At 72.1% G+C, this 18,223-nt stretch carries 18 protein-coding genes and 1 pseudogene; 13 read left to right on the top strand and 6 right to left on the bottom strand.

Annotated elements, in window-relative coordinates; genetic code table 11:
• Window positions 1-170 precede the first annotated feature (170 nt).
• The 7 genes and pseudogenes from F4560_RS28240 to F4560_RS28210 all read left to right on the top strand — a co-directional run.
• Window positions 171-995 (top strand): biotin--[acetyl-CoA-carboxylase] ligase, encoded by an 825-nt coding sequence (locus tag F4560_RS28240; protein WP_184924917.1) that lies wholly within the window; start codon window positions 171-173, stop codon window positions 993-995.
• A 45-nt stretch (window positions 996-1,040) separates the two neighbouring features.
• Complete coding sequence (locus tag F4560_RS28235) at window positions 1,041-1,571, top strand: PH domain-containing protein (RefSeq protein WP_184924914.1); 531 nt, start codon at window positions 1,041-1,043, stop codon at window positions 1,569-1,571.
• Complete coding sequence (locus tag F4560_RS28230; protein WP_184924911.1) at window positions 1,558-2,487, top strand: hydroxymethylglutaryl-CoA lyase; 930 nt, start codon at window positions 1,558-1,560, stop codon at window positions 2,485-2,487. The genes F4560_RS28235 and F4560_RS28230 overlap by 14 nt, the downstream gene beginning before the upstream one ends.
• A gap of 137 nt (window positions 2,488-2,624) precedes the next feature.
• Window positions 2,625-3,104, top strand: a complete 480-nt coding sequence (locus F4560_RS28225; protein ID WP_184924908.1) for a YbaB/EbfC family nucleoid-associated protein — start codon at window positions 2,625-2,627, stop codon at window positions 3,102-3,104.
• Complete coding sequence (locus F4560_RS28220) at window positions 3,101-3,409, top strand: WXG100 family type VII secretion target (RefSeq protein ID WP_184924906.1); 309 nt, start codon at window positions 3,101-3,103, stop codon at window positions 3,407-3,409. Before F4560_RS28225 ends, F4560_RS28220 begins: the two co-directional genes overlap by 4 nt.
• A gap of 14 nt (window positions 3,410-3,423) precedes the next feature.
• On the top strand, window positions 3,424-6,195 hold the full coding sequence (locus tag F4560_RS28215; protein WP_184924903.1) for a TNT domain-containing protein: 2,772 nt from the start codon (window positions 3,424-3,426) through the stop codon (window positions 6,193-6,195).
• A pseudogene (locus F4560_RS28210) lies at window positions 6,192-6,440 on the top strand (hypothetical protein); the annotation flags it as partial. The gene F4560_RS28215 and the pseudogene F4560_RS28210, both read left to right, overlap by 4 nt.
• A gap of 109 nt (window positions 6,441-6,549) precedes the next feature.
• On the opposite strand, the gene F4560_RS28205 reads toward F4560_RS28210, so the two are convergent.
• Window positions 6,550-7,824, bottom strand: coding sequence for an ATP-binding protein (locus tag F4560_RS28205; protein ID WP_184924900.1), 1,275 nt, complete (start codon window positions 7,822-7,824; stop codon window positions 6,550-6,552).
• A complete protein-coding gene (locus tag F4560_RS28200) occupies window positions 7,824-8,495 on the bottom strand; it encodes a response regulator transcription factor (protein ID WP_184924897.1) in 672 nt (223 codons plus the stop codon). The genes F4560_RS28205 and F4560_RS28200 overlap by 1 nt, the downstream gene beginning before the upstream one ends.
• 33 nt (window positions 8,496-8,528) lie before the next feature.
• Here F4560_RS28200 and hisN point away from each other — a divergent pair, with 33 nt between their 5' ends.
• Complete coding sequence (gene hisN, locus F4560_RS28195; RefSeq protein ID WP_184924894.1) at window positions 8,529-9,314, top strand: histidinol-phosphatase; 786 nt, start codon at window positions 8,529-8,531, stop codon at window positions 9,312-9,314.
• Window positions 9,315-9,362: 48 nt separating this feature from the next.
• On the opposite strand, the gene F4560_RS28190 is transcribed toward hisN, so the two are convergent.
• Window positions 9,363-10,316, bottom strand: a complete 954-nt coding sequence (locus F4560_RS28190) for an NHL repeat-containing protein (protein WP_246477891.1) — start codon at window positions 10,314-10,316, stop codon at window positions 9,363-9,365.
• Between the two features lie 71 nt (window positions 10,317-10,387).
• Between F4560_RS28190 and F4560_RS28185 the strand changes: the two genes are divergently transcribed.
• Complete coding sequence (locus F4560_RS28185; RefSeq protein WP_184924892.1) at window positions 10,388-11,266, top strand: LysR family transcriptional regulator; 879 nt, start codon at window positions 10,388-10,390, stop codon at window positions 11,264-11,266.
• Window positions 11,267-11,314: 48 nt separating this feature from the next.
• Here F4560_RS28185 and F4560_RS28180 read toward each other — a convergent pair whose 3' ends face one another.
• The 3 genes from F4560_RS28180 to F4560_RS28170 are packed head-to-tail and all read right to left on the bottom strand — an operon-like array spanning window position 11,315 to window position 14,715.
• Window positions 11,315-11,866, bottom strand: coding sequence for a GtrA family protein (locus F4560_RS28180; RefSeq protein WP_184924890.1), 552 nt, complete (start codon window positions 11,864-11,866; stop codon window positions 11,315-11,317).
• 35 nt (window positions 11,867-11,901) lie between these two features.
• Window positions 11,902-12,417, bottom strand: coding sequence for a GtrA family protein (locus F4560_RS28175; protein WP_184929443.1), 516 nt, complete (start codon window positions 12,415-12,417; stop codon window positions 11,902-11,904).
• A 36-nt stretch (window positions 12,418-12,453) separates the two neighbouring features.
• Window positions 12,454-14,715 (bottom strand): sigma-70 family RNA polymerase sigma factor, encoded by a 2,262-nt coding sequence (locus F4560_RS28170; protein ID WP_184924888.1) that lies wholly within the window; start codon window positions 14,713-14,715, stop codon window positions 12,454-12,456.
• Window positions 14,716-14,865: 150 nt separating this feature from the next.
• On the opposite strand from F4560_RS28170, the gene F4560_RS28165 reads away from it, so the two are divergent.
• The 4 genes from F4560_RS28165 (at window position 14,866) to F4560_RS28150 (ending at window position 18,102) form a co-directional block, all read left to right on the top strand.
• Window positions 14,866-15,672: a GGDEF domain-containing protein gene (locus F4560_RS28165; protein WP_312869522.1), complete on the top strand. Its 807-nt coding sequence runs from the start codon at window positions 14,866-14,868 to the stop codon at window positions 15,670-15,672.
• 185 nt (window positions 15,673-15,857) lie between these two features.
• Window positions 15,858-16,247, top strand: a complete 390-nt coding sequence (locus tag F4560_RS28160) for a GntR family transcriptional regulator (protein ID WP_184924884.1) — start codon at window positions 15,858-15,860, stop codon at window positions 16,245-16,247.
• On the top strand, window positions 16,244-17,125 hold the full coding sequence (locus F4560_RS28155) for an ATP-binding cassette domain-containing protein (protein ID WP_184924882.1): 882 nt from the start codon (window positions 16,244-16,246) through the stop codon (window positions 17,123-17,125). Before F4560_RS28160 ends, F4560_RS28155 begins: the two co-directional genes overlap by 4 nt.
• Window positions 17,122-18,102, top strand: a complete 981-nt coding sequence (locus F4560_RS28150) for an ABC transporter permease (RefSeq protein WP_184924879.1) — start codon at window positions 17,122-17,124, stop codon at window positions 18,100-18,102. The genes F4560_RS28155 and F4560_RS28150 overlap by 4 nt, the downstream gene beginning before the upstream one ends.
• Window positions 18,103-18,223 lie beyond the last annotated feature (121 nt).

The following is an 18,223-nucleotide window of genomic DNA, read 5'->3' as shown; positions in this document are numbered from 1 at the left end:
GCAGCTTAGCCGGGTCGGATCGGCCGGCCGCCGGTGTAGTAGCCCAGCTCACGATCTGCGGTGTTGACCTCCAGTGCGGTGGAGGTTGCAGGCTTGTCCACGCGGTCCGCCCCACGATCCACACCGCTCCGACAAGCGCGTGGGGCGGGTCGCGACTTCCGGCGTGGGCCATGCGGCCGAACGCCGGCGCTCTTAGTCTGCGCACCGTGACCCTGGACGCCGCGGTACTCCGCGCCAAGCTCATCGGCCCCTATGCGGCCATCGACGTTGTAGATCACACCGGTTCCACGAACGCGGACCTGCGCGCGGCGGCGGCCCGGGGTGCGCACGACCGCACCGTGCTGATCGCCGAGCAGCAGACCGCCGGGCTGGGACGACGTGGCCGGGGCTGGTCGTCGCCGACCGGCGGCCTCTACCTCAGCGTGCTGTTCCGGCCGGGCGGGGTGGCGCCGGCGCGACTGCCGTGGTTGACGCTGCTCGCGGGCGTGGCGCTGGTCCGCACGGCGAAGCGCGTCGGTGTGGACGCGAGCCTGAAGTGGCCGAACGACCTGCTGATCGGTGACGCCAAGGCGGCGGGCGTGCTGGCCGAGATCACCGCGGGCGCGACGCAGGCCGTGGTCGTCGGCATCGGGCTCAACGTGGCCAAGCTGCCCGACGACGTCGAGCCGGGCGCGGGCGGGCTCCTGCCGACCAGCCTCGAAGACCACGCCGGCCCGCTGGACCGCACCGAGGTGGCCGTCACGCTGCTCGGTGAGCTGGCCGCGCTCGAAGACCGGTGGCGGTGGGCGGGCGGCGACGAGCCGTCGTTGCGCGAGGAGTACCGCACGCACTGCGTCACGCTCGGCCGTCCGGTGCGGGTCGAGTTGGCGAAGGGCGAGCAACTGCTCGGCACGGCCCACTACCTGGAGTCCGACGGCACGCTGGTGGTCCGTGACGATTCGGGCGCCGACCACTCCGTTTCCGCCGGGGACGTGGTGCACCTCCGGGTACGGTGATCCTGACCAGTGAGAGGCGAGCCCCAGCCACCGAAAGGGACCGTCGTGGCGTACCCGGACGACCTGCTCAGCCCCAGTGAGCACGTCGTGATCCACAAGCACCCGCACTGGAAGACGCTGATCGTCCCGGTGCTCGTGCTCCTCGTCGCGGTCGGCGGTGGCGCCTACCTCGCGGCGCTGGTGGCCGACCTGAGCTGGGCGGCGGTCGCCTGGATCGCGCTGGCCGCGCTCGTCGTGGTGCTGGTCACCTGGCTGACCCTGGCGCCCGTGGTCCGCTGGCGCACCACGCACTTCATCGTCACGAGCGACCGCGTGATGTACCGGATCGGCGTGTTCAAGCGCACCGGCCTGGACATCCCGCTCGGCCGCATCAACAGCGTCCGGTTCGAGCACAGCCTGGTGGACCGGGTGCTCGGCTGCGGCACGCTGATCATCGAATCGGCCTCGGACGAGCCGCTGGAGTTCGACGACATCCCGGGTGTGGAGAAGGTGCACTCGATGCTCTACCGGGAGATCAACGACAACCCCGAGGACGACCACCGGCAGGAGGAGAAGGTCGGCGATGGGAGCGCGTGACGTCGGCCTGCCGGAGTCGGTGGGCGCGACCGGGCTGCCGGACCGGGTGACGATCTGGGAGGTCGGGCCGCGCGACGGGCTCCAGAACGAGTCCGAAGTGGTGCCGGTCGCCACCAAGCTGGAGTTCCTGGACCGGCTCGCCGACGCGGGCGGCACGATCCTGGAGGCGACGAGTTTCGTGCACCCCAAGTGGGTGCCGCAGTTGGCGGACGCCGAGGAGCTGCTGGCCGGTCTGGTCAAGCGCCCGGGCGTGACCTATCCCGTGCTGGTGCCGAACGAACGTGGGCTGGAGCGCGCGCTGCGGGCCGGAGTCGAGCACGTCGCGATCTTCGCCAGCGCCACCGAGACGTTCGCCCGGCGCAACCTGAACCGGTCGCTGGACGAGCAGTTCGCCATGTTCGACCCGGTCGTGGCCAAGGCCAAGGCCGAGGGTTTGCGGGTCCGCGGTTACGTGTCGATGTGCTTCGGCGACCCGTGGGAGGGCGCCGTGCCGCGCGACCAGGTCGTCGGCGTCGGCACCCGGCTGCTGGACATGGGCTGCGACCAGCTCTCGCTGGGCGACACCATCGGCGTGGCCACGCCCGGTCAGGTGACGGCGCTGCTCGCCGGGTTCGACGGGGTCGACCGGCTGGCGGTGCACTTCCACGACACGTACGGCCAGGCGTTGGCGAACACGCTGGCGGCGTTGCAGTCGGGCGTGCGCACGGTGGACTCGTCGGCCGGCGGTCTGGGCGGCTGCCCGTACGCGGAGTCGGCGACCGGCAACCTGGCCACCGAGGACCTGGTGTGGATGCTCGACGGCCTGGGTGTGGAGCACGGCTTCGACTTGGACAAGCTCGCCGACACCAGCGCGTGGATGGCGGAACGGCTCGGTCGGCCGAGCCCGTCGCGGGTGGTGCGGGCGCTGCGCGGGTAGCTCGTCTCCTCGGGTGAATCCGTCGAACGGGCGGGAACCGGGGTGCCGGTCGTAACGTCCAACGCGCGACCGACGACCATGCCACCGCGGCCGGCCGTGGCAAATCGGACTGGCGACGGCGTAGACCGGAGGTGGCCGTGACGACCGATCACCGTGCCCGGGTGGACGAGCTGCTCGCCGACTACCGGCGCAGCCGAGACCAGCTGGCCTCAGTGCAGCGCGACCTGGCCAGGGTGTCCGGGTCGGCGACCAGCCCGGACGGCTCGGTGACGGCCGTGGTCGACGCGAAGGGCGCGCTCACCGACCTGGTGTTGAGCGACAACGCCTACCGGCTGCGGCCCGCGCAACTCGCCGAGCTGATCGTGCGCACCACGCGGGACGCCGCGGCCAAGGCAGCCGAGGGCGCGTACCGCACGTTGAGCCCGGTGCTGCCCGCCGGCACGGACCCCGAGGCGTTGTTGCGCGGCACGGCCGACCTGCGCCCGGAGGAGATCCAACCGCCGGAGCCGGCTCGACGGCGTCCCGTTGTCGACGACGACGAGGACTTCGAGCAGCGCGACTGGCTGGACGTCGACGCCACCACCACGAGAAGCGAAGGCGCGAGGAGAACGCGATGACCGGCTTCCGGACCGACCTCGCCCGCCTCGCCGAAGGGGCCGACGACTTCACCGCGTTCGCCGAACGTGCCGGGAAGATCGCGGGCGACCTGGGTGGCGTGCTGGACTCGCTGGGCGACTGCTGGGGCGGTGACGCGATCGGGCAGAGCTTCGCGGCGAGCCACGTGCAGCCGTCCGGTGACGTGCTGGCCGGCTTGAGCGGGTTGAACGGTGGGTTCGGCGGCGTCGGAGAGCGGTTCGCCGAGACCGCCCGCACGTACCGCGAGGTCGAAGAGGGCAACCGCAACGCGCTCGGCGCGATCTGAACCAGGGGGCCGTGATGGGGATCGAGCTGCCGGCGGAACTGGCCGAGGTCGCCGCCAAAGCCGGTGTGTCGTGGCCGCAGGCCGACGAGGACGCCCTCCGCACGTCCGCCACGGCGTGGCGGGAGGCGGGCGCCAAGCTGTCCACGTTGGCGGGGGAGTCCGACGGTTCGGCGGGCAAGGCCTTGGCCGCCATGACCGGGTCGGCCGGTGAGGCGGCGCGCGGACACTGGAGCAAGTTCACCGCGCCGGACGGGACGTTGAACTCGGTGGTGCGCGGCTGCAACGCGGCAGCCGACCGGTTGGACCACGCGGCCGAGCAGGTCGGCGCGGCCAAGGCCGAGTTGGTGCGCGAGCTGGTGAACCTGGCCAAGAACAACGACGCGGCGCAGCAGGCGGCGGTCGCCGGGCACCCGACGGCGTTGCTCGGGTTGGACACGGCGGTGCGGGGTGCGGCGGCGAACGTCGCCCACTTGACGGACACGTTGACGAGCGCGGTGCGGTTGGACAGCGGGGTGCAGATCGGCGGCCAGCAGCCTCCGGTCAACGCCAACCCGGGGGTGCACGCGCCTGGTGACGCCGGTCCCGCGCAGGGTCCGGCTGGTTCGGGTCCGGCTGCTGGTTCGGGTCCGGCGCAGGGTGGTGGGCTGCTCGGCGGCGGGTTGTTGGGTGGCGGCCAGGGCGGCGGGCTGGTGGACGGCCTGCTCGGTGGCGGCCCGGCCGGTGACGGCGGTGTTGGTGCGAGCGGCGGCAGTGCGGGCGGCGGCAGTGCGGCCGGTGGCAGTGCTGCTGGCGGCAGTGCTGCTGGCGGCAGTGCGGCCGGTGGCGCGGCGCAGGCTCCCGGTTTGGTCGGCGGACTCGTCGGCGCGGTGACGGACACGGTCGGTGCGGTGGCCCAGCCGGTCGTGGGAGCGGTCGGCGCGGTCGCGCCACCGGTCGCGGCCGTGGTGGAACCGGTGGTGGACACGGTCGGCGAAGTCGTGCAAGGCGCGGGCAACGCCGTCGGCAACACCGTCGACAACACGGTCGGTCGCACTGTCCAAGGCACGGCGGACGCGGTCCAAGGCGTGACCGAGACCGTGGCGCCGGGCCGTGACAACGCACCTGGCCGTGACAACGCACCGGGCAGTGACCACGCGCCCGGCCACGGCGGAACCCCGCCCGGCCAGGGCAACCGGATCGTTGGCGACTTGCTGAACCCGGTCCTAGGCACGGTCCCGGCCGCTGCCGCGACGGTGGAGAACGTCGTCACCCGGACCGAGGGCACGGTCAACCAGTCGTCGGCGGCGCTCTTGGAGCGTCCGCTGCTGCACACCGAAGCTCCGCACACGCCGGCTCAGCCCGCGGCTCCGGTCTCGAACCAACCCCCGTCGCAGGGGGCCGGGTTCGGTGGCCCGTCGCTCGGCGGTGGTCCTGCCGTGGCGGGTCCGGCGGCTGCCGCGGCTGCGTCCGTGGTGCAGAACCCGGCCGCGAACGCGGCGGCCAACGCTGCCGCGACCACGCAGGCTCCGGGTCAGCAGGCCGGGCAGCAGGCGGCGCAGAAGGCCGAAGCCCGTGCGGCACAGGCGGTCCAGGCCACCCAGCCCGGTCAGCTGGGTCAACCCGGTCAACCCGGTCAACCCGGTCAACCGCAGCCCGGCCAGTCCCAGGGTCAGTCGCCGGCGGGCCAGAACCAGCAGGGCGGTCCGGCCAAGAGCGAGGCCGTGGCCAAGGCGGAAGGCCAAGTAAAGGCGGAAGGCCAAGCCAGGGCGGACGCGCAGGCCAAAGCGGACGGTCAGGCGAAGGCCGAAGTCAAGGACGTCCAGCCGAAGGAGCTCAAGGACGCCCTGGCCGCCGCCCAGCAGGCCGCCGCCGCCCAGCAGGTCAAGGACAGCGCGCTCGGCCTCGCGATCCTCCCCGTGCCGATGGGCATACAGGTCGGCGGGCGCGACACCACCACCGGCTTCCCGCTCCAACCCGGCCCGACGTCGGCAATCCTGCCGACCGAACCGGCCGAGACCCAGCCCTCGCCCCCGGTCAAGGCCGCGCAGACCGCGCAGCCGGCCACCGAAGCGGCGGTCTTGTTCCTGCTGCACATGTTCCCCGGCGGCACGCTCCCGCGGCCCAGCGCGAAGCCCGCCCGCCAGCTGCCCCCGCCGTCCGAGGACGAGTCGTTCGCGGCCGGTCTCCGCTTCGAGCCGCAGGGCCACCCCGAAGGTCACCTGGTGGACGCGTCCGCTCAATTCGGCTTGGACCTCTTGGCGACCGGCCAAGAAGGACTGCGGTCCAGGCTGTCCGGCGCGGAGCCGACCGAAGCTCCTACGGCTTCGACCGACCCGGTGCCCGCACGCAACCGCCCGCGCGTCGTCCTCACGCCCGGCGCGGCGCCGGACCCGGAGCTGCTCGACGGCTACGACCCGTTGGCGGGGATGCACGAGCGTGACTGGGAACGCCGGTTCCTGGTCCGCGCCGACCCACCCGAGTACGCCTGGCCGCCCGGTGAGCTGTTCCCCGAAGGCGGTTACGAGGCGGGCCAGGCCGGTGTGCTGGCGGCCGGCGTGGAGCTGGACCGGTTCGGTGGTCCGGAAGGCCGGGTGCTGTCCCAGCTCGGCACCGCCTACCCGGCCCGTTCGCTGCCGCCCGCGCTCGTCGACGCCGGCTACCACCGCTACCGGGTGGTCAAGGTGCTGCCGGTGTGGTTCACCCTGTCCGCCGAGTGGTTCGGGCAGCCCGGCGGCGGCGTCCGGTACCGCGCCACCTACCCGGTCGCCGACCTGATCGCGCTGGGTTACCTGGAGGAGATGGGATGAACGCCGAGTCGATCCAGGGTTGGCTGCTGGCCGTGGGCGTGCCCGCCGAGGTGGTGTCGGTCGGGGCGGAAGCCGACAACACGTGGTGCCTGCTGCCGACCGACGAGGGTTTCGAGGTCTTCTGGCGCGAGCAGGGCAACCGGTACGACTGGGCGGCGTTCACCAGTGAGGACGTCGCCTGCCACTACCTGTTCGGCCGGCTGGTGTGGGCGCAGGTGGTGCGCGGCGCGGTCGGTGTGCTGCCCCAGACGACCCAAGCCGCCCAGCCCGAAGCCGCCCAGCCCGAAGCCGGTCAGCCCGAAACCAAGCAGCCCGAAACCAAGCAGCCCGAAACCAAACAGCCCGAGGTCGCGCCTAGCGAGGCGTGAGGTCGGTCCGCCAGGTCACGCCTACCACGTCCTCGGCCTTCGGCACGGGCAGGAACAGCGCGAACGTCGCCGGCCGGGCGGTGGACAGCTCCAGCCGCCCGCCGTCGGCGTCCACCAAGGCACGCGCCAACGCGAGCCCGACCCCGGTGGACCCGCCGCCGGACACACCGCGCTCGAAGATGTGGTGCGCCAACTCGTCCGGCACGCCCGCGCCCCCGTCGGCGACCTCCACGACGATCGTCCCGTCGTCACGCCGCGCGGAGACGACGACCTGACCTTCACCGTGCCGCAGGGCGTTGTCCAGCAGCACGCCGATCGCCTCACGCAGCCGTGCGGGCGTGGCACGCGCCAACAGCCCTTCCGGCACACGCACCCGCAGCGCGCGCCCGACGCTACGCAGCGGGTCACGCCACTCCTCGGCGATGGCCGACAGCTCGGCGCCCAAGTCGAGCGGTTCGGCGCCCACCGCACGGGCCGCACGGGCAGCGGCCAGCATCTCGTTCAGCACCTCGGCCAGCCGTTCGGCCTGCTCCAACGCGGCCCGCGCTTCCACGGCCATGTCCGGCTCGGGGTGCAGCGACAGCGCCTCCAACCGCAGCTGCAACGCCGTCAGTCTGCTGCGGAGCTGGTGCGAGACGTCACCGACCAGCTCCCGCTCCCGCTGCACGAGCTGCGCCAACGCCCCCGCCGACTTGTCCAGGGCGTCCGCGACGAGGTCCAGCTCCGGCACGCCGTGCCGCCGGTCGTCATGCCGGAAGTCACCCGCGCCCAACCGTGCCGCCCGCGAAGCGACGTGCCGCAACGGCATGGCGAGCTTGCGGGCCGTCACCGTCGCCACCACCGTGCCGGTGCTCACCGACAGCACGACCAGCAGCACCACCAGCGCCGCGACCTGGTACTGCGCGGTGTGCATCGGCGCGGACGACACCTCCAGCCGGACCGTGCCCTGCTGTGCGATCGGCACCTCCACCGACAACGGGTCCGGCCCTGGTGTCTTGCCGAACTCGCGCACCCCGTCGGCGGACGTCACCACGAGGTGGCCGCCCTCGGGCACGCCGACCTCCACGGGCTTGAGGTCGATCGCCCGCCCGCTCGCGATCTGGTCGTCGATGGACGCGGCGATCCGCTGCGCCCGCGCGGCCAGGTCGGTGCGCGCGCCGTCGTCCACCAACCGCAGGGCCGTGTAGCCCAACGGGATGCCGAGGGCGAACCCGGTGACCGCGACGGCGAGCAGGATCGCCCGCAGGATCCGGGTGCGCATCAGTCGGCGGTGTTGAAGCGGAAGCCGACACCGCGCACGGTCGCGATGCGGCGCTCCACCGAGCGCACGTCACCGAGCTTCCGGCGCAGCCAGGACATGTGCATGTCGAGGGTCTTGCTGCTCTTGAGCTCCGGGTCGTTCCAGACCTCGGACAGGATCTCGTCCCGGTGCACGACCTGGCCCGCGCGTTGGATCAGCACGCGCAGCAGCTCGAACTCCTTGTTCGCCAGCTGCACCTCCAGCCCGTCCACGGTGACGCGGCGGGCGGCGAGGTCCACGCGCACGCCGTTGACCTCCAGCGTGCCGGGCGAACGGCGGCGCAGCAGGGCGCGGATCCGGGCCATCAGCTCGGCGAGCCGGAACGGCTTGGCCACGTAGTCGTCCGCGCCCGCGTCGAGCCCGACCACGAAGTCGACCTCGTCCGACCGGGCGGTGAGCATCAGCACGGGGATGCCCCGACCGCCCGCGCGCAGCCGCCGGCACACCTCCAGCCCGTCCATCCCGGGCAGGCCGAGGTCGAGCACCAGGAGATCGATGCCGCTGTGCTCGGCGGCGGCCAACGCGCCCGGACCGTCGCCGACGACCTGGACCTGGTACCCCTCCCGCTGCAACGCGCGGGACAGCGGTTCCGCGATCGCCGGGTCGTCCTCGGCCAACAAGACCACGCTCACGCCGCTCAGCGTAGGCGTGGCACGATCCGGTGCGTGTCCGCCCTTCGCGCAGATTTGTCCCTGGCCCTCCGCTTGGCGGACGAGGCAGACAAGATCACCACGGCCCGGTTCCGCGCCCGGGATCTCGTGGTGGAGCGCAAACCCGACCGCACGCCCGTGACGGACGCCGACGTGGCCGTCGAGGACGCGATCCGCGCCGTGCTCGCGGTCGAGGCCCCGGACGACCAGATCGCCGGCGAGGAACGCGGCGGCACGGCGGGGGCAGGGCGGGCGTGGGTGGTCGACCCGATCGACGGCACGAAGAACTTCCTGCGCGGCGTGCCGGTGTGGGCGACGTTGATCGCGCTCGTGGTGGACGGCGTGCCGGTGGTGGGTGTGATCAGCGCGCCCGCGTTGGGCCGCCGCTGGTGGGCTTCGACGGGCGGTGGCGCGCACACGTCGGACGCGTCGGGCGAGCGGGCGATCAACGTGTCCGGCGTGCGCGACCTGTCCGACGCCTACCTGTCCACCACGCACCTCGGCACGTGGGTCGAGCACCACTCCCGCGAGGCGTACCTGGCGCTGGTCGACGCGTGCTGGGAGAACCGGGCGTTCGGCGACTTCTGGCAGCACTGCCTGGTCGCGGAGGGTGCGATCGACCTCGCCGCCGAGCCGATCGTGAACCCGTGGGACGTGGCGCCGTTCCAGGTGTTGGTGGCGGAGGCCGGTGGCCGGTTCAGCGACCTGGCCGGGGTGGAGCGGTTCGACGGCGGCAACGTGCTGTCGAGCAACGGGCACCTGCACGACGCGGCGTTGAAGGTGTTGACCGAAGGCCGCTGAACCGGCCGGTCAGAAGCCGAACCGACCGGTAGCAGCCGAACCGACCGGTCAGAACTTGTCCAGCGCCAGCGCGCCGTAGGTCGTGGTCGGCGTCGGCGTCGTGCTGAACCGCCCGTTGACCAGGTAGAACCGGTTGCCCCAGGCGGCGACGGTGGCCGGCACGTCGAACCTCGGGTCCGACACCGCGGCAACCACCCGGGCACTGCTCGCATCCGGGCTCAGCTCCAGCTTGGTGAACAGGTTCACCCGGTTCTGCACCACGTAGAGGTTCCTGCCCTCGCGCAGCAGGCCGTCGTTGCGCGGCAGCAGGTGACCACCGAGGTCGACCTCCGCGGTCACACCCGTCTCCGGCACGACCCGGAACAGCTTGCCGGTGGCGGACTGGCCGATCAGCAACGCCCGGCCGTCCGGGGTGGTCACGATGCCGTTGGCGTTGGCCACCTCCGGGACGTGGACCAGGTCGCCGGTCAACGGCAGCGAACTGATCTTCGACTGGTGCGGCAGCGCGCCGAACGGCCCGAGCGGCAACCGGTGCAGCACGGGCTGGAAGGAGTCGGTCAGCCACACGGCGTCGCGGGTGATCGCCAGGTCGTTGACGAACGACTCCTGCTCGGAGAGCCGGTAGCTCGCCAGCACGCGACCGGAGAAGGCGTCGACCACCCTGGCGTCGCCGCCGGAGCCGCCCGCCACGAACAGCCGCCGCCGCGGGGAGTCCACCTTGATGCCCAGCGACGGCGTGCCCGTGCCGGCGCTGAGCACCCGGCCGCGTCCGGTGGCCAGTGCCACCTCGTAGATCGCGCCGTCGGCGCGGGAGCCGAAGTACGCCGTCGGCCACGCGCCGATCGCGATGCCCTCCGGCATGAACCCGTCCGGCAACGCGAACTCGGTGGGGAACGGTCCCGCCGTCGCGGTCCGCGGCAGCAGCACCGCCGCCCCGAGTCCCGCTGCCGCCACCAGCACGTCACGCCTGCGCATCATCCGACCTCCGTTGACGATCGACATCGCCGACAGTCTCGGCGCCGGTTCGCCGGAACCGCCAATACCGACTCGGTCTGCCCACATACGCTCCGGGCATGTCGATCGACTTGCGCCTGATGCGCTACGTCGTGGCGGTCGCCGACGAGGGCGGCTTCCAGCGCGCCGCCGACCGGCTGCACATCGCCCAACCCGCACTCAGCCGCCAGGTCGGCGACCTGGAACGCGCCCTGGGCGTCACCCTGTTCACCCGGCGGCCGACCGGGCTGACCGACGCCGGCCGGGTGTTCGTGGCGTCCGCGCGCCGGATCCTCGACGACGCCGACGGGCTCGTCGAACGGAGCAAGGCCGCCGGGCGCGGCGAGTTCGGCGCCGTTCGGCTCGGCTTCGTCACGAGTGCCGCGTACGAAGCCGTGCCGCGACTCGTCGACGCCGTCCGCGAGCGCCACCCCGGTCTGACCGTCGACCAGGTCGAGGGGTGGTCGGTGGAGCTGGTGGAAGGGCTGCTCGCGAAGAGATTCGACCTGGTCTTGTCGCGGAGCATGCCCGTGCGCCCCGAGTTCGGCCGGCTCCCGTTCCACCGCGAGGACCTGATCGTGGTCGTCGGGGCGGCGCACCACCTCGCAGGCCGCGACGCGGTGACCCCGGCCGACCTGGTGGGCAGTCGCCTGCTGCTGTCCCGGCGGCACATGCCGGGCTACCGCGCCGCGCTCCTGTCCGCGCTCGGTCACGTCCCGGAGGTGGAGGACACGCGGCTGCCCGGCTGGCGCCGGTTCGACGAGCTCGCGGGCGGCGAGAACTACCAGCTGGTGCCCCGCACGCTGGGAGACCACTTGCCCGCGGACGCGGTCATGATCCCGTTCGCGGACCGCCTACCCGCGCCGGACCTGGAGTTGGTGTGGCGGCGGGACCCTTCGCCCGCCGCCGCCCTGGTGATCGCCTGCGCGGGCGGTCGGGCGGCCGACGGAGGCCGGTGACGGGTTCGGCGTCCACGAACTCGGGTGTGACGGCGTGACGCGTTCCGGTCAGGAGCGGCCGAGGGGTTCCTCGTCCTCCGGCTTGTCGTACGCCCTGGTCACCCGGCGCGGCCGGAAGTCGGCTTCGGGGAAGACCCACTTCTTGTAGCCCCACCAGCGGAACGCCATGGCGATCAGGGTGCCGATGATCTGCGCGCTGAGGAAGTCGGCCAGCTCCTCGCCGAGCCTGCTGATGTTCGGCTCCTCGAGGTCCAGCAGGTAGCGCGACACCCACAGCGGCAGCGAGTTGAGCGCGATGCCGATGCCGTTGACGAGGAAGAACAGCGCCGCCTCGTGGTGCCGCTCCCGGCCGCCCCTGGTCTTGAACGACCACTCGCGGTTCAGCACGTAGGACACGATCGTGGCCACCAGGGTCGCGACGATCTTCGCGGTCACCGGCTTCGAGTCCAGCACGGTCAGCTTCAGCGTGAAGAAGATGACCGTGTCGATCACGAAGCAGGTGCCGCCGACGACGGCGAACTTCAGCAGCTCTCTGTGCTTGAGGGCCAGTGAGCGCAGCGGTTCGGGCAGCCGGAGGACGACGTTCTCGACAACGGACACCTGAGCAGTGTACGGAAAACAGGTGAATCGCCTGTTCAGGCGACGTCGCGTTGCTCCGTGACGACGGGCAGCGACGTCACCGACGGGCGTGCGTCCGCCTGCGGGAACACGAATTTCCGCATCGCCCAGTACTTGAAAACGGTGGCCAGCAGCATGCCGATCACCGAGCCGCTGACGAAGTCCGCGATCTCCGAGTGCAGGTCGAGCACGTGCCGGGAGGCGTACAGCGGCAGCAGGTTCACCCCGATGCCGATGCCGCTGACCAGGAAGAACAGCCCGGCCTCGTGGTGTCGCTCACGCCCGCCGCGGGTGTCGAAGGACCACTCGCGGCTCAGCACGTACGACGCTATGACCGCCACCAGCACCGCGATGGCCTTCGCCGTCACGACCTTGTCCTGGAGGACGGTCAGCTTCAGCGCGTACCAGATGCCGTTGTCGATCAGGAACGTTGTGCCGCCCACGACGGCGAACCGGATCAGCTCACGGTGCTTGTTGATCAGGAACCGGACGGGTTCCGGGAGGAGTCCCAGGACTCTGCGCGCGAGTGGCAGCACCGGGGCAGGCTACCGACACCCGTGCTCGAACGATCACGAAGGGGTGCGACAACGATCAGGGCGTGCGCTCTCCGGCGTCGGCTGGTGCCCCGGCCGACACGGGTCGCCCTGGCCCGGATGTGTGGGCGTGGTCGGCTCGGTCGGCGTAGGTGTCGGCGCGGGCGTGGTCGGCTCGGTCGTCGTCGGGTCCGGGGTGGGCGTCGGCGTCTGGGCCGGCGGAGTCGTGGGCGCCGTCGTGGTCGGGTCCGTGGTCGACGGCTCGGTGGTCGTCGGCGGCTGGGTCGTGGTCGGCTTCGGGGTGGTCGTCGTCGGACCCGGCGTCGTGGTGCTCGTTCCCGGCGTCACCGTCGGCCGTTCGACCGGCGGCTCCGGCACCTGGCCGTCACCCCAGTGCGGGTGCGCCGTGAGGGGCACGTCGACGCTCTTCGCCGCGTCGCCGAGGGTCGCGCTGACCCGCACCACCGCGTTCCGGTGCGGCGAGCCGAGGGCCCACACCGCGAGCCGGAACGTCTTGTTGCGGTCCAACGGCACCTCGCACACCACTCGCCGTCCCGGCTCCTTGCAGCCGAACGCGACGAGCGTGACGTGGTCGTCCGATTCCACGACCAGCCGCAGGGTGCCCGCCCGGCCGCCGGTGTTGGTGGCCCGGATGTCCAGCCGCGGGTCCCAGAACCCGTGCTGCCACTTGTCGACCAGCAGTTCCAGGTCGTCGTGCACCGGCCGCACCTCGACCGCGACCTCGATCGACACGCTGAGCGACACGCCCGCGCTGAGCGTGCCGGTGATCCGGCCGTTCGACGCGTTGGGATCGGCCTGGATGCGGAACACGAACGTCGCCTGCCCGCCGGGCGCGATGCCCTGCGAGGTGGTGCACGTGACCGTGCCCGTACCGGCGGGGCAGGTCACGGTCTGGTCTTCGGCGCCGTCGAACCCGACCAGTCGGTTGCCGGCGAACGACGCGGCGCTGCCGACGGACCGGACGCCGGGCGGCAGGTCGAGCGCGGCGCTCACCGGCTCGGACGCCGTCTCTCCGGAGTTGAGCACGGTGATCGGCAGGTCGACCGGCGCCTCACCTGGAACCAGGGTGAACCCGGCGGGCACGGTCGGCACGAGGTTCGCCGGCGCGGGCTGCGGCGCGGGCGGAGGTTCGGGGGTCGGCTGAGGGGCCGGTGCGGGTTCGGGCACGGGCGCCGGCGCGGGCTGGGCCGGCGGTGGCGGCACGGGAGCGGGCGGCACAGGAGCGGGCGGGACGGGGGCAGGGGGCTCGGGCGCCGGGGTCGGCACCTGCGGCTGGGCCGCCGTCGGCTGCGGCACGGCCTGCGCCGCGGGCACGTCCTGTTCGCCACCGGAGGCCAACCCGATCGCCACCGCGATGACCAGGGCGGCGGTCGACGCGGCGGCGGTGAAGAACTGGCGGGGGGCGGAAGCGGCGGCGCCGGCGGCAGCGCCACCCGTGCCCGCCGCCGCGGCGACCGCGACGGCCTTCGCGGTGCCCGTGCCGACTGCGGCCAGGTAGCCGGACGTGCCGATGCCGAGCACCAGCGGTGCGATGATCCCGCGCAGCGCGCCGTTGACGTCCGCCAGTTCGGCGGCCAGCGCGCGGCAGTTCGTGCACTCGTCCAGGTGCGCCTCGACCTGCGTGGTCTCCCGCTTGGACAGGCCACCGCGGGTCCACGCGCCGAGCCGGTCGACGGTGGCGCGGCAGCGTTCGGACTGGGTCTCGGCCAGGTGCACCTGGAGGTAGGCCTGCTTCAGCCCCTCACGGGCGCGGTACGCGAGCGCGGACACGCCGTTGGCGGTCAGGCCCAGCAGCGGCGCGACGTCGGCGGGGGACTGGCCCTCGATCTCGGTGTGCCAGAGGACGGTCTGCCAGCGCTCGGGGAGCCGGGCGAACGCCTTCGCGGCCATCGACCGCTCCAGGCCGGCCACGGCGGTGTCCTTGAACGGCACGCTTGTCGCTTCGGGTGCGACTTCCGCCACATCGTCGGCGAGTTCGAGCTTCTTGTCGCGGCGCGTCTTGTCGTACGCGGTGTGGCGAAGCGCGGTGAGGAGGTAGGCGCGGAAGGCCGAATCGGGGCCACGGCCCGCGCGCAGAGTGTCGAGCACCTTGGCGAAGGCGTCCGAGACGAGGTCGTCGGCCTCGGCGGACGACCTGGCCAGCTGGCGGGCGAGGTTGTAAGCAGCGGAAACGTGGCGCTCGTAGAGCTGGCCGTACGCATCGATCGTTCCGCCGCGCACGGAATCGATCAGCTCCGCGTCGCTCGGCCCTTGGATATCCGCAGGAACGGTCGCCAAAGTGTTTCTTCCCTCCTCGCGCGGCGTCAGTGTGACGCACCGACTCGCGGTACGTCACCCGAATCCCCCGTAACGGGGAGGGGTAGTGCCGTCATGGATGAACCCCTGCGACGTCCCGTTACCGGAACCGAGGTCGAGGGAGGCATCCGGGTGGGTGTTAGGGAAGCGGTCGCACGGCGTTCCGCCGCTGACGGTTCGAGAGCACTGCGGTCGAGGTGGCGCAACGCCTCACTGGCCGCGGGTTGGGCGTTTCCGGGTGACTGGCCGCTGCGCGAAGTGGACGAGGTCTGCCGGGCGGTGCTGCGCCAGGGCGATCCGGGCCCTGAGCTGTACCGCCTCGGCGGCGCTCGCGCCGAGGCCGGCGCGGGTCTGGCCGAGACGCTGCTGGACCTGGCGGCGTTGCACGCGGTGCTCGCGGAGCCGTCCGGGTCGACCGGGATCGTGTCGGCGAGTGTCGACGCCATCCCGGCCCGGATGCTCCGGTGCACCGCGCTGGGCTGGGGCGACGTGATGACCAGGCAGGCCGGGAACTGCGCGGCGGACAACCCGCTGACAGGCCTGGCGACCGCCGCGTACCTGCGCACACGGCTGCGCGAGGTGTACGCCGAGACACGCACGGTAGGCGGACAGCAGCACGTGCTGGTGCTGGTGGAGCTCGACCTGACCCGGACGTCCGGGTGGTCGCGCGTGGTGGCGATGACGCTGTTGGCGGACGCCCTGAAGGAGGTGTTCGACGCGGGCGAGACGGTGGCGTCGATCGGGCCGTCGGTGGCGTGCGTGCTGCTGCGCCGGGACCGACACTTGGCGCGGGCGGTGGCGAACCTGCGGGTGCTGACCGCCGACCGGCTGGCCGTCGACCCGCACATCGCGCCGACCGGCCCGGTGCGGGTCTGGGTCGAGGAACTGCCCGAGACCCACCAGGAAGCGCTGAAGTTGATCGCCGAGCTCGGCCACTGACCTTCCCGGACGTCGAACCCCTGTCCGACGTCCCTGCTGACTCCCCTCCCCCGAGGAGCCCGGTGCCTGCCTCCCCAGCGCACCGGGCTCCTCTTTTGCGTTTGGTCTTCGCGTTTGACAACTCAGAGTCGCGGTGGTCTCCTGTGTCACTGTCTTAGTTGAGTAGAACAATTCGGAGGCGCCGGGTGGAGTTCCGCATCGACCGGTCCAGTGGCCTCCCCGCGTACCTGCAACTGGTGCGTCAGGTGCGCGAAGCGCTGCGCCTGGGCTGGATGAGCCCCGGCGACCGGCTGCCGACCGTCCGCGACGTCGTCGCGAGGAGTGGTGTGAACGCGAACACGGTGCTCAAGGCCTACCGCGAGCTCGAACTGTCCGGCCTGGTCGAGGCACGTCAGGGCTCCGGCACGTTCATCAAGGCCGGGCTCGGCTCGACCGACCCGGCGGTGATGGAGGCGCTGAGAACGCGGCTCGCCGAGTGGGTCCGTGAAGCGCGTGAGGCCGGTTTGGACATCGAGGACATCGACGCCCTTGTGCGGTCTGTCCTCACGGAGGGGGAAGGGGTGACGGTCGGATGACGACCGTTGTCGACTCGGTCGGCTCTGTCGGCGACACCGCGATCGCGGTGCGCGCGCAGGCGCTGGGCAAGCGGTACCGCAGCAAGTGGGCGCTGCGGGAGTGCACGTTCGACCTGCCCGAGGGCAGGGTGGCGGCACTGGTCGGCGCGAACGGCGCCGGCAAGACGACGTTGATGACCGTCCTCGCGGGCCTCCTCGACGCCGACGAGGGGTCGGCGGGCGCGGCGGGCCGGGTGGCGTTCGTGTCCCAGGAGAAGCCGGTCTACCGGCACTTCTCGGCGGCCGACATGTTGCGCCTGGGCGCTCACCTGAACGTCGTGTGGGACGAGACGCGCGCCCGTCGCTGGCTGGCGCGGTTCGAGATCCCGCTGGACAAGGCGTGCGGCAAGCTGTCCGGCGGTATGCAGGCCCAGGTGGCGTTCGCGCTGGCCATCGGGTCGCGGCCGAGCGTGCTCATGCTGGACGAGCCGCTGGCCAACCTCGACCCGCTGGCCCGCCGCGAGGTGACGGCCGAGCTGCTGAGCGAGGTGGCCGAGACCGGCATGACCGTGCTGCTGTCCACGCACGTCGTGGCCGAACTGGCCGGTGTGGCGGACTACCTGCTGCTCCTCGCGCACGGTCGGCTGCTGGCGGGCGGTGACCTGGACGACCTGCTCGCCCGGCACGTCGGCTACACCGGCCCGCGCTCGGACGTGCCGCCCGTTCGGGGCACCGTCGTGGACGCGCGGCACAACGACACCCAGTCGTCGTTCGTGGTCGAGCTGGCCGAGGGGCAGCCGCGGCATGTGGTCGGGGGCCAGTGGTCCCAGCGTTCCCTGACGTTGGAGGAGTACGTGTTGGCGCAGCTCGAAGCCACCAGGAAGGGGACCGGCGCATGACCGCCCCCACGACCGCCGCACCGGTGACCACGCGTACCCGCGTCGGCTGGGGCGACCTGCTGTGGCTGACCTGGCGGCAGCACCGCTGGATGATCCTCGCCACGGCCGCCGTGGTCCTGGCCACCGCTGGGCTGGCATTGGGCGTGGCCTGGCACACCGACGCCACCGGCGACACCCATGAACTGCCAGGCGGGTACCACTACCTCGCTGCGGCCCAATACCTGAACCTCGTCCCGACGTTGCTCGGCGCGATCATCGCGGTGTTCTGGTCCGCGCCGCTGCTGTCCCGCGAGTACGAGCAGCGCACGCACCTCGTGCTGTGGAGCCAGGACATCACCGCCCTGCGCTGGCTGACCGGCAAGGTGGTGCTGCTCGGCGTGACCGCCGTGGCGTTCGCCGCGGGTCTCGGACTGGCCCTGATCAAGCTGATGAACAGCATCAACGCGGTCATGGACGGCCCGGCATTCCTGCCGTTCGGCAATGAGTTGTTCGAGGCGGCTCCCCAGGTGCAGGCGGCCTACGCGGCGTTCGGTTTCGCCCTGGGCCTGGCGTTCAGCGCGATCACCCGGCGCACGGTGCTGTCGATGGGGCTGACCCTCGGCGTGCTGTACGTGACCCGGAGTTTCGTGTCCAACGTGTGGCGGCCGTACTTCCAGGAGCCGTTGCGCAAGGTGGAGTCGTTCGCGGCCTATTCGGACAACGTCCTGAACTGGGACAACACCACGTTGAGGGTGGGCGGCCACTACTCCGACTCGGCGGGCAACGAGGTCCCTTTCCCGGGAATGTGCAACAACCTGCGCGACGGGTCGGACTACAGCAGGTGCTTGGCCGACAACGACGTGCAGTACCTCACGAACTACCACCCCATCGACCGGCTCGTGCCGTTCCAGTGGTTCGAGACCGGTGTCTTCGCCGTGCTCGCCGCCGGGCTGTTCGCGCTGGCCTTCGTGTGGGTGCGTCGGGCCAAACGGGTCTGACCAGGACCGGGCCTGCCGCCTTCGCACCGCGGCGGCCCTGCTGAGGGGGTTCCGCGCACCTCGGGGGGTGCGCGGGACTTCCCCTCCGCCGGAGCACGGTGTTTGTGCAGGTAGAATCACG

The sequence above is a fragment of the Saccharothrix ecbatanensis genome, assembly GCF_014205015.1.
Classification (GTDB): domain Bacteria; phylum Actinomycetota; class Actinomycetes; order Mycobacteriales; family Pseudonocardiaceae; genus Actinosynnema; species Actinosynnema ecbatanense.
Note: the sequence above shows the minus strand (reverse complement) of the source record. Positions and strands in the feature narration are given on the sequence as shown.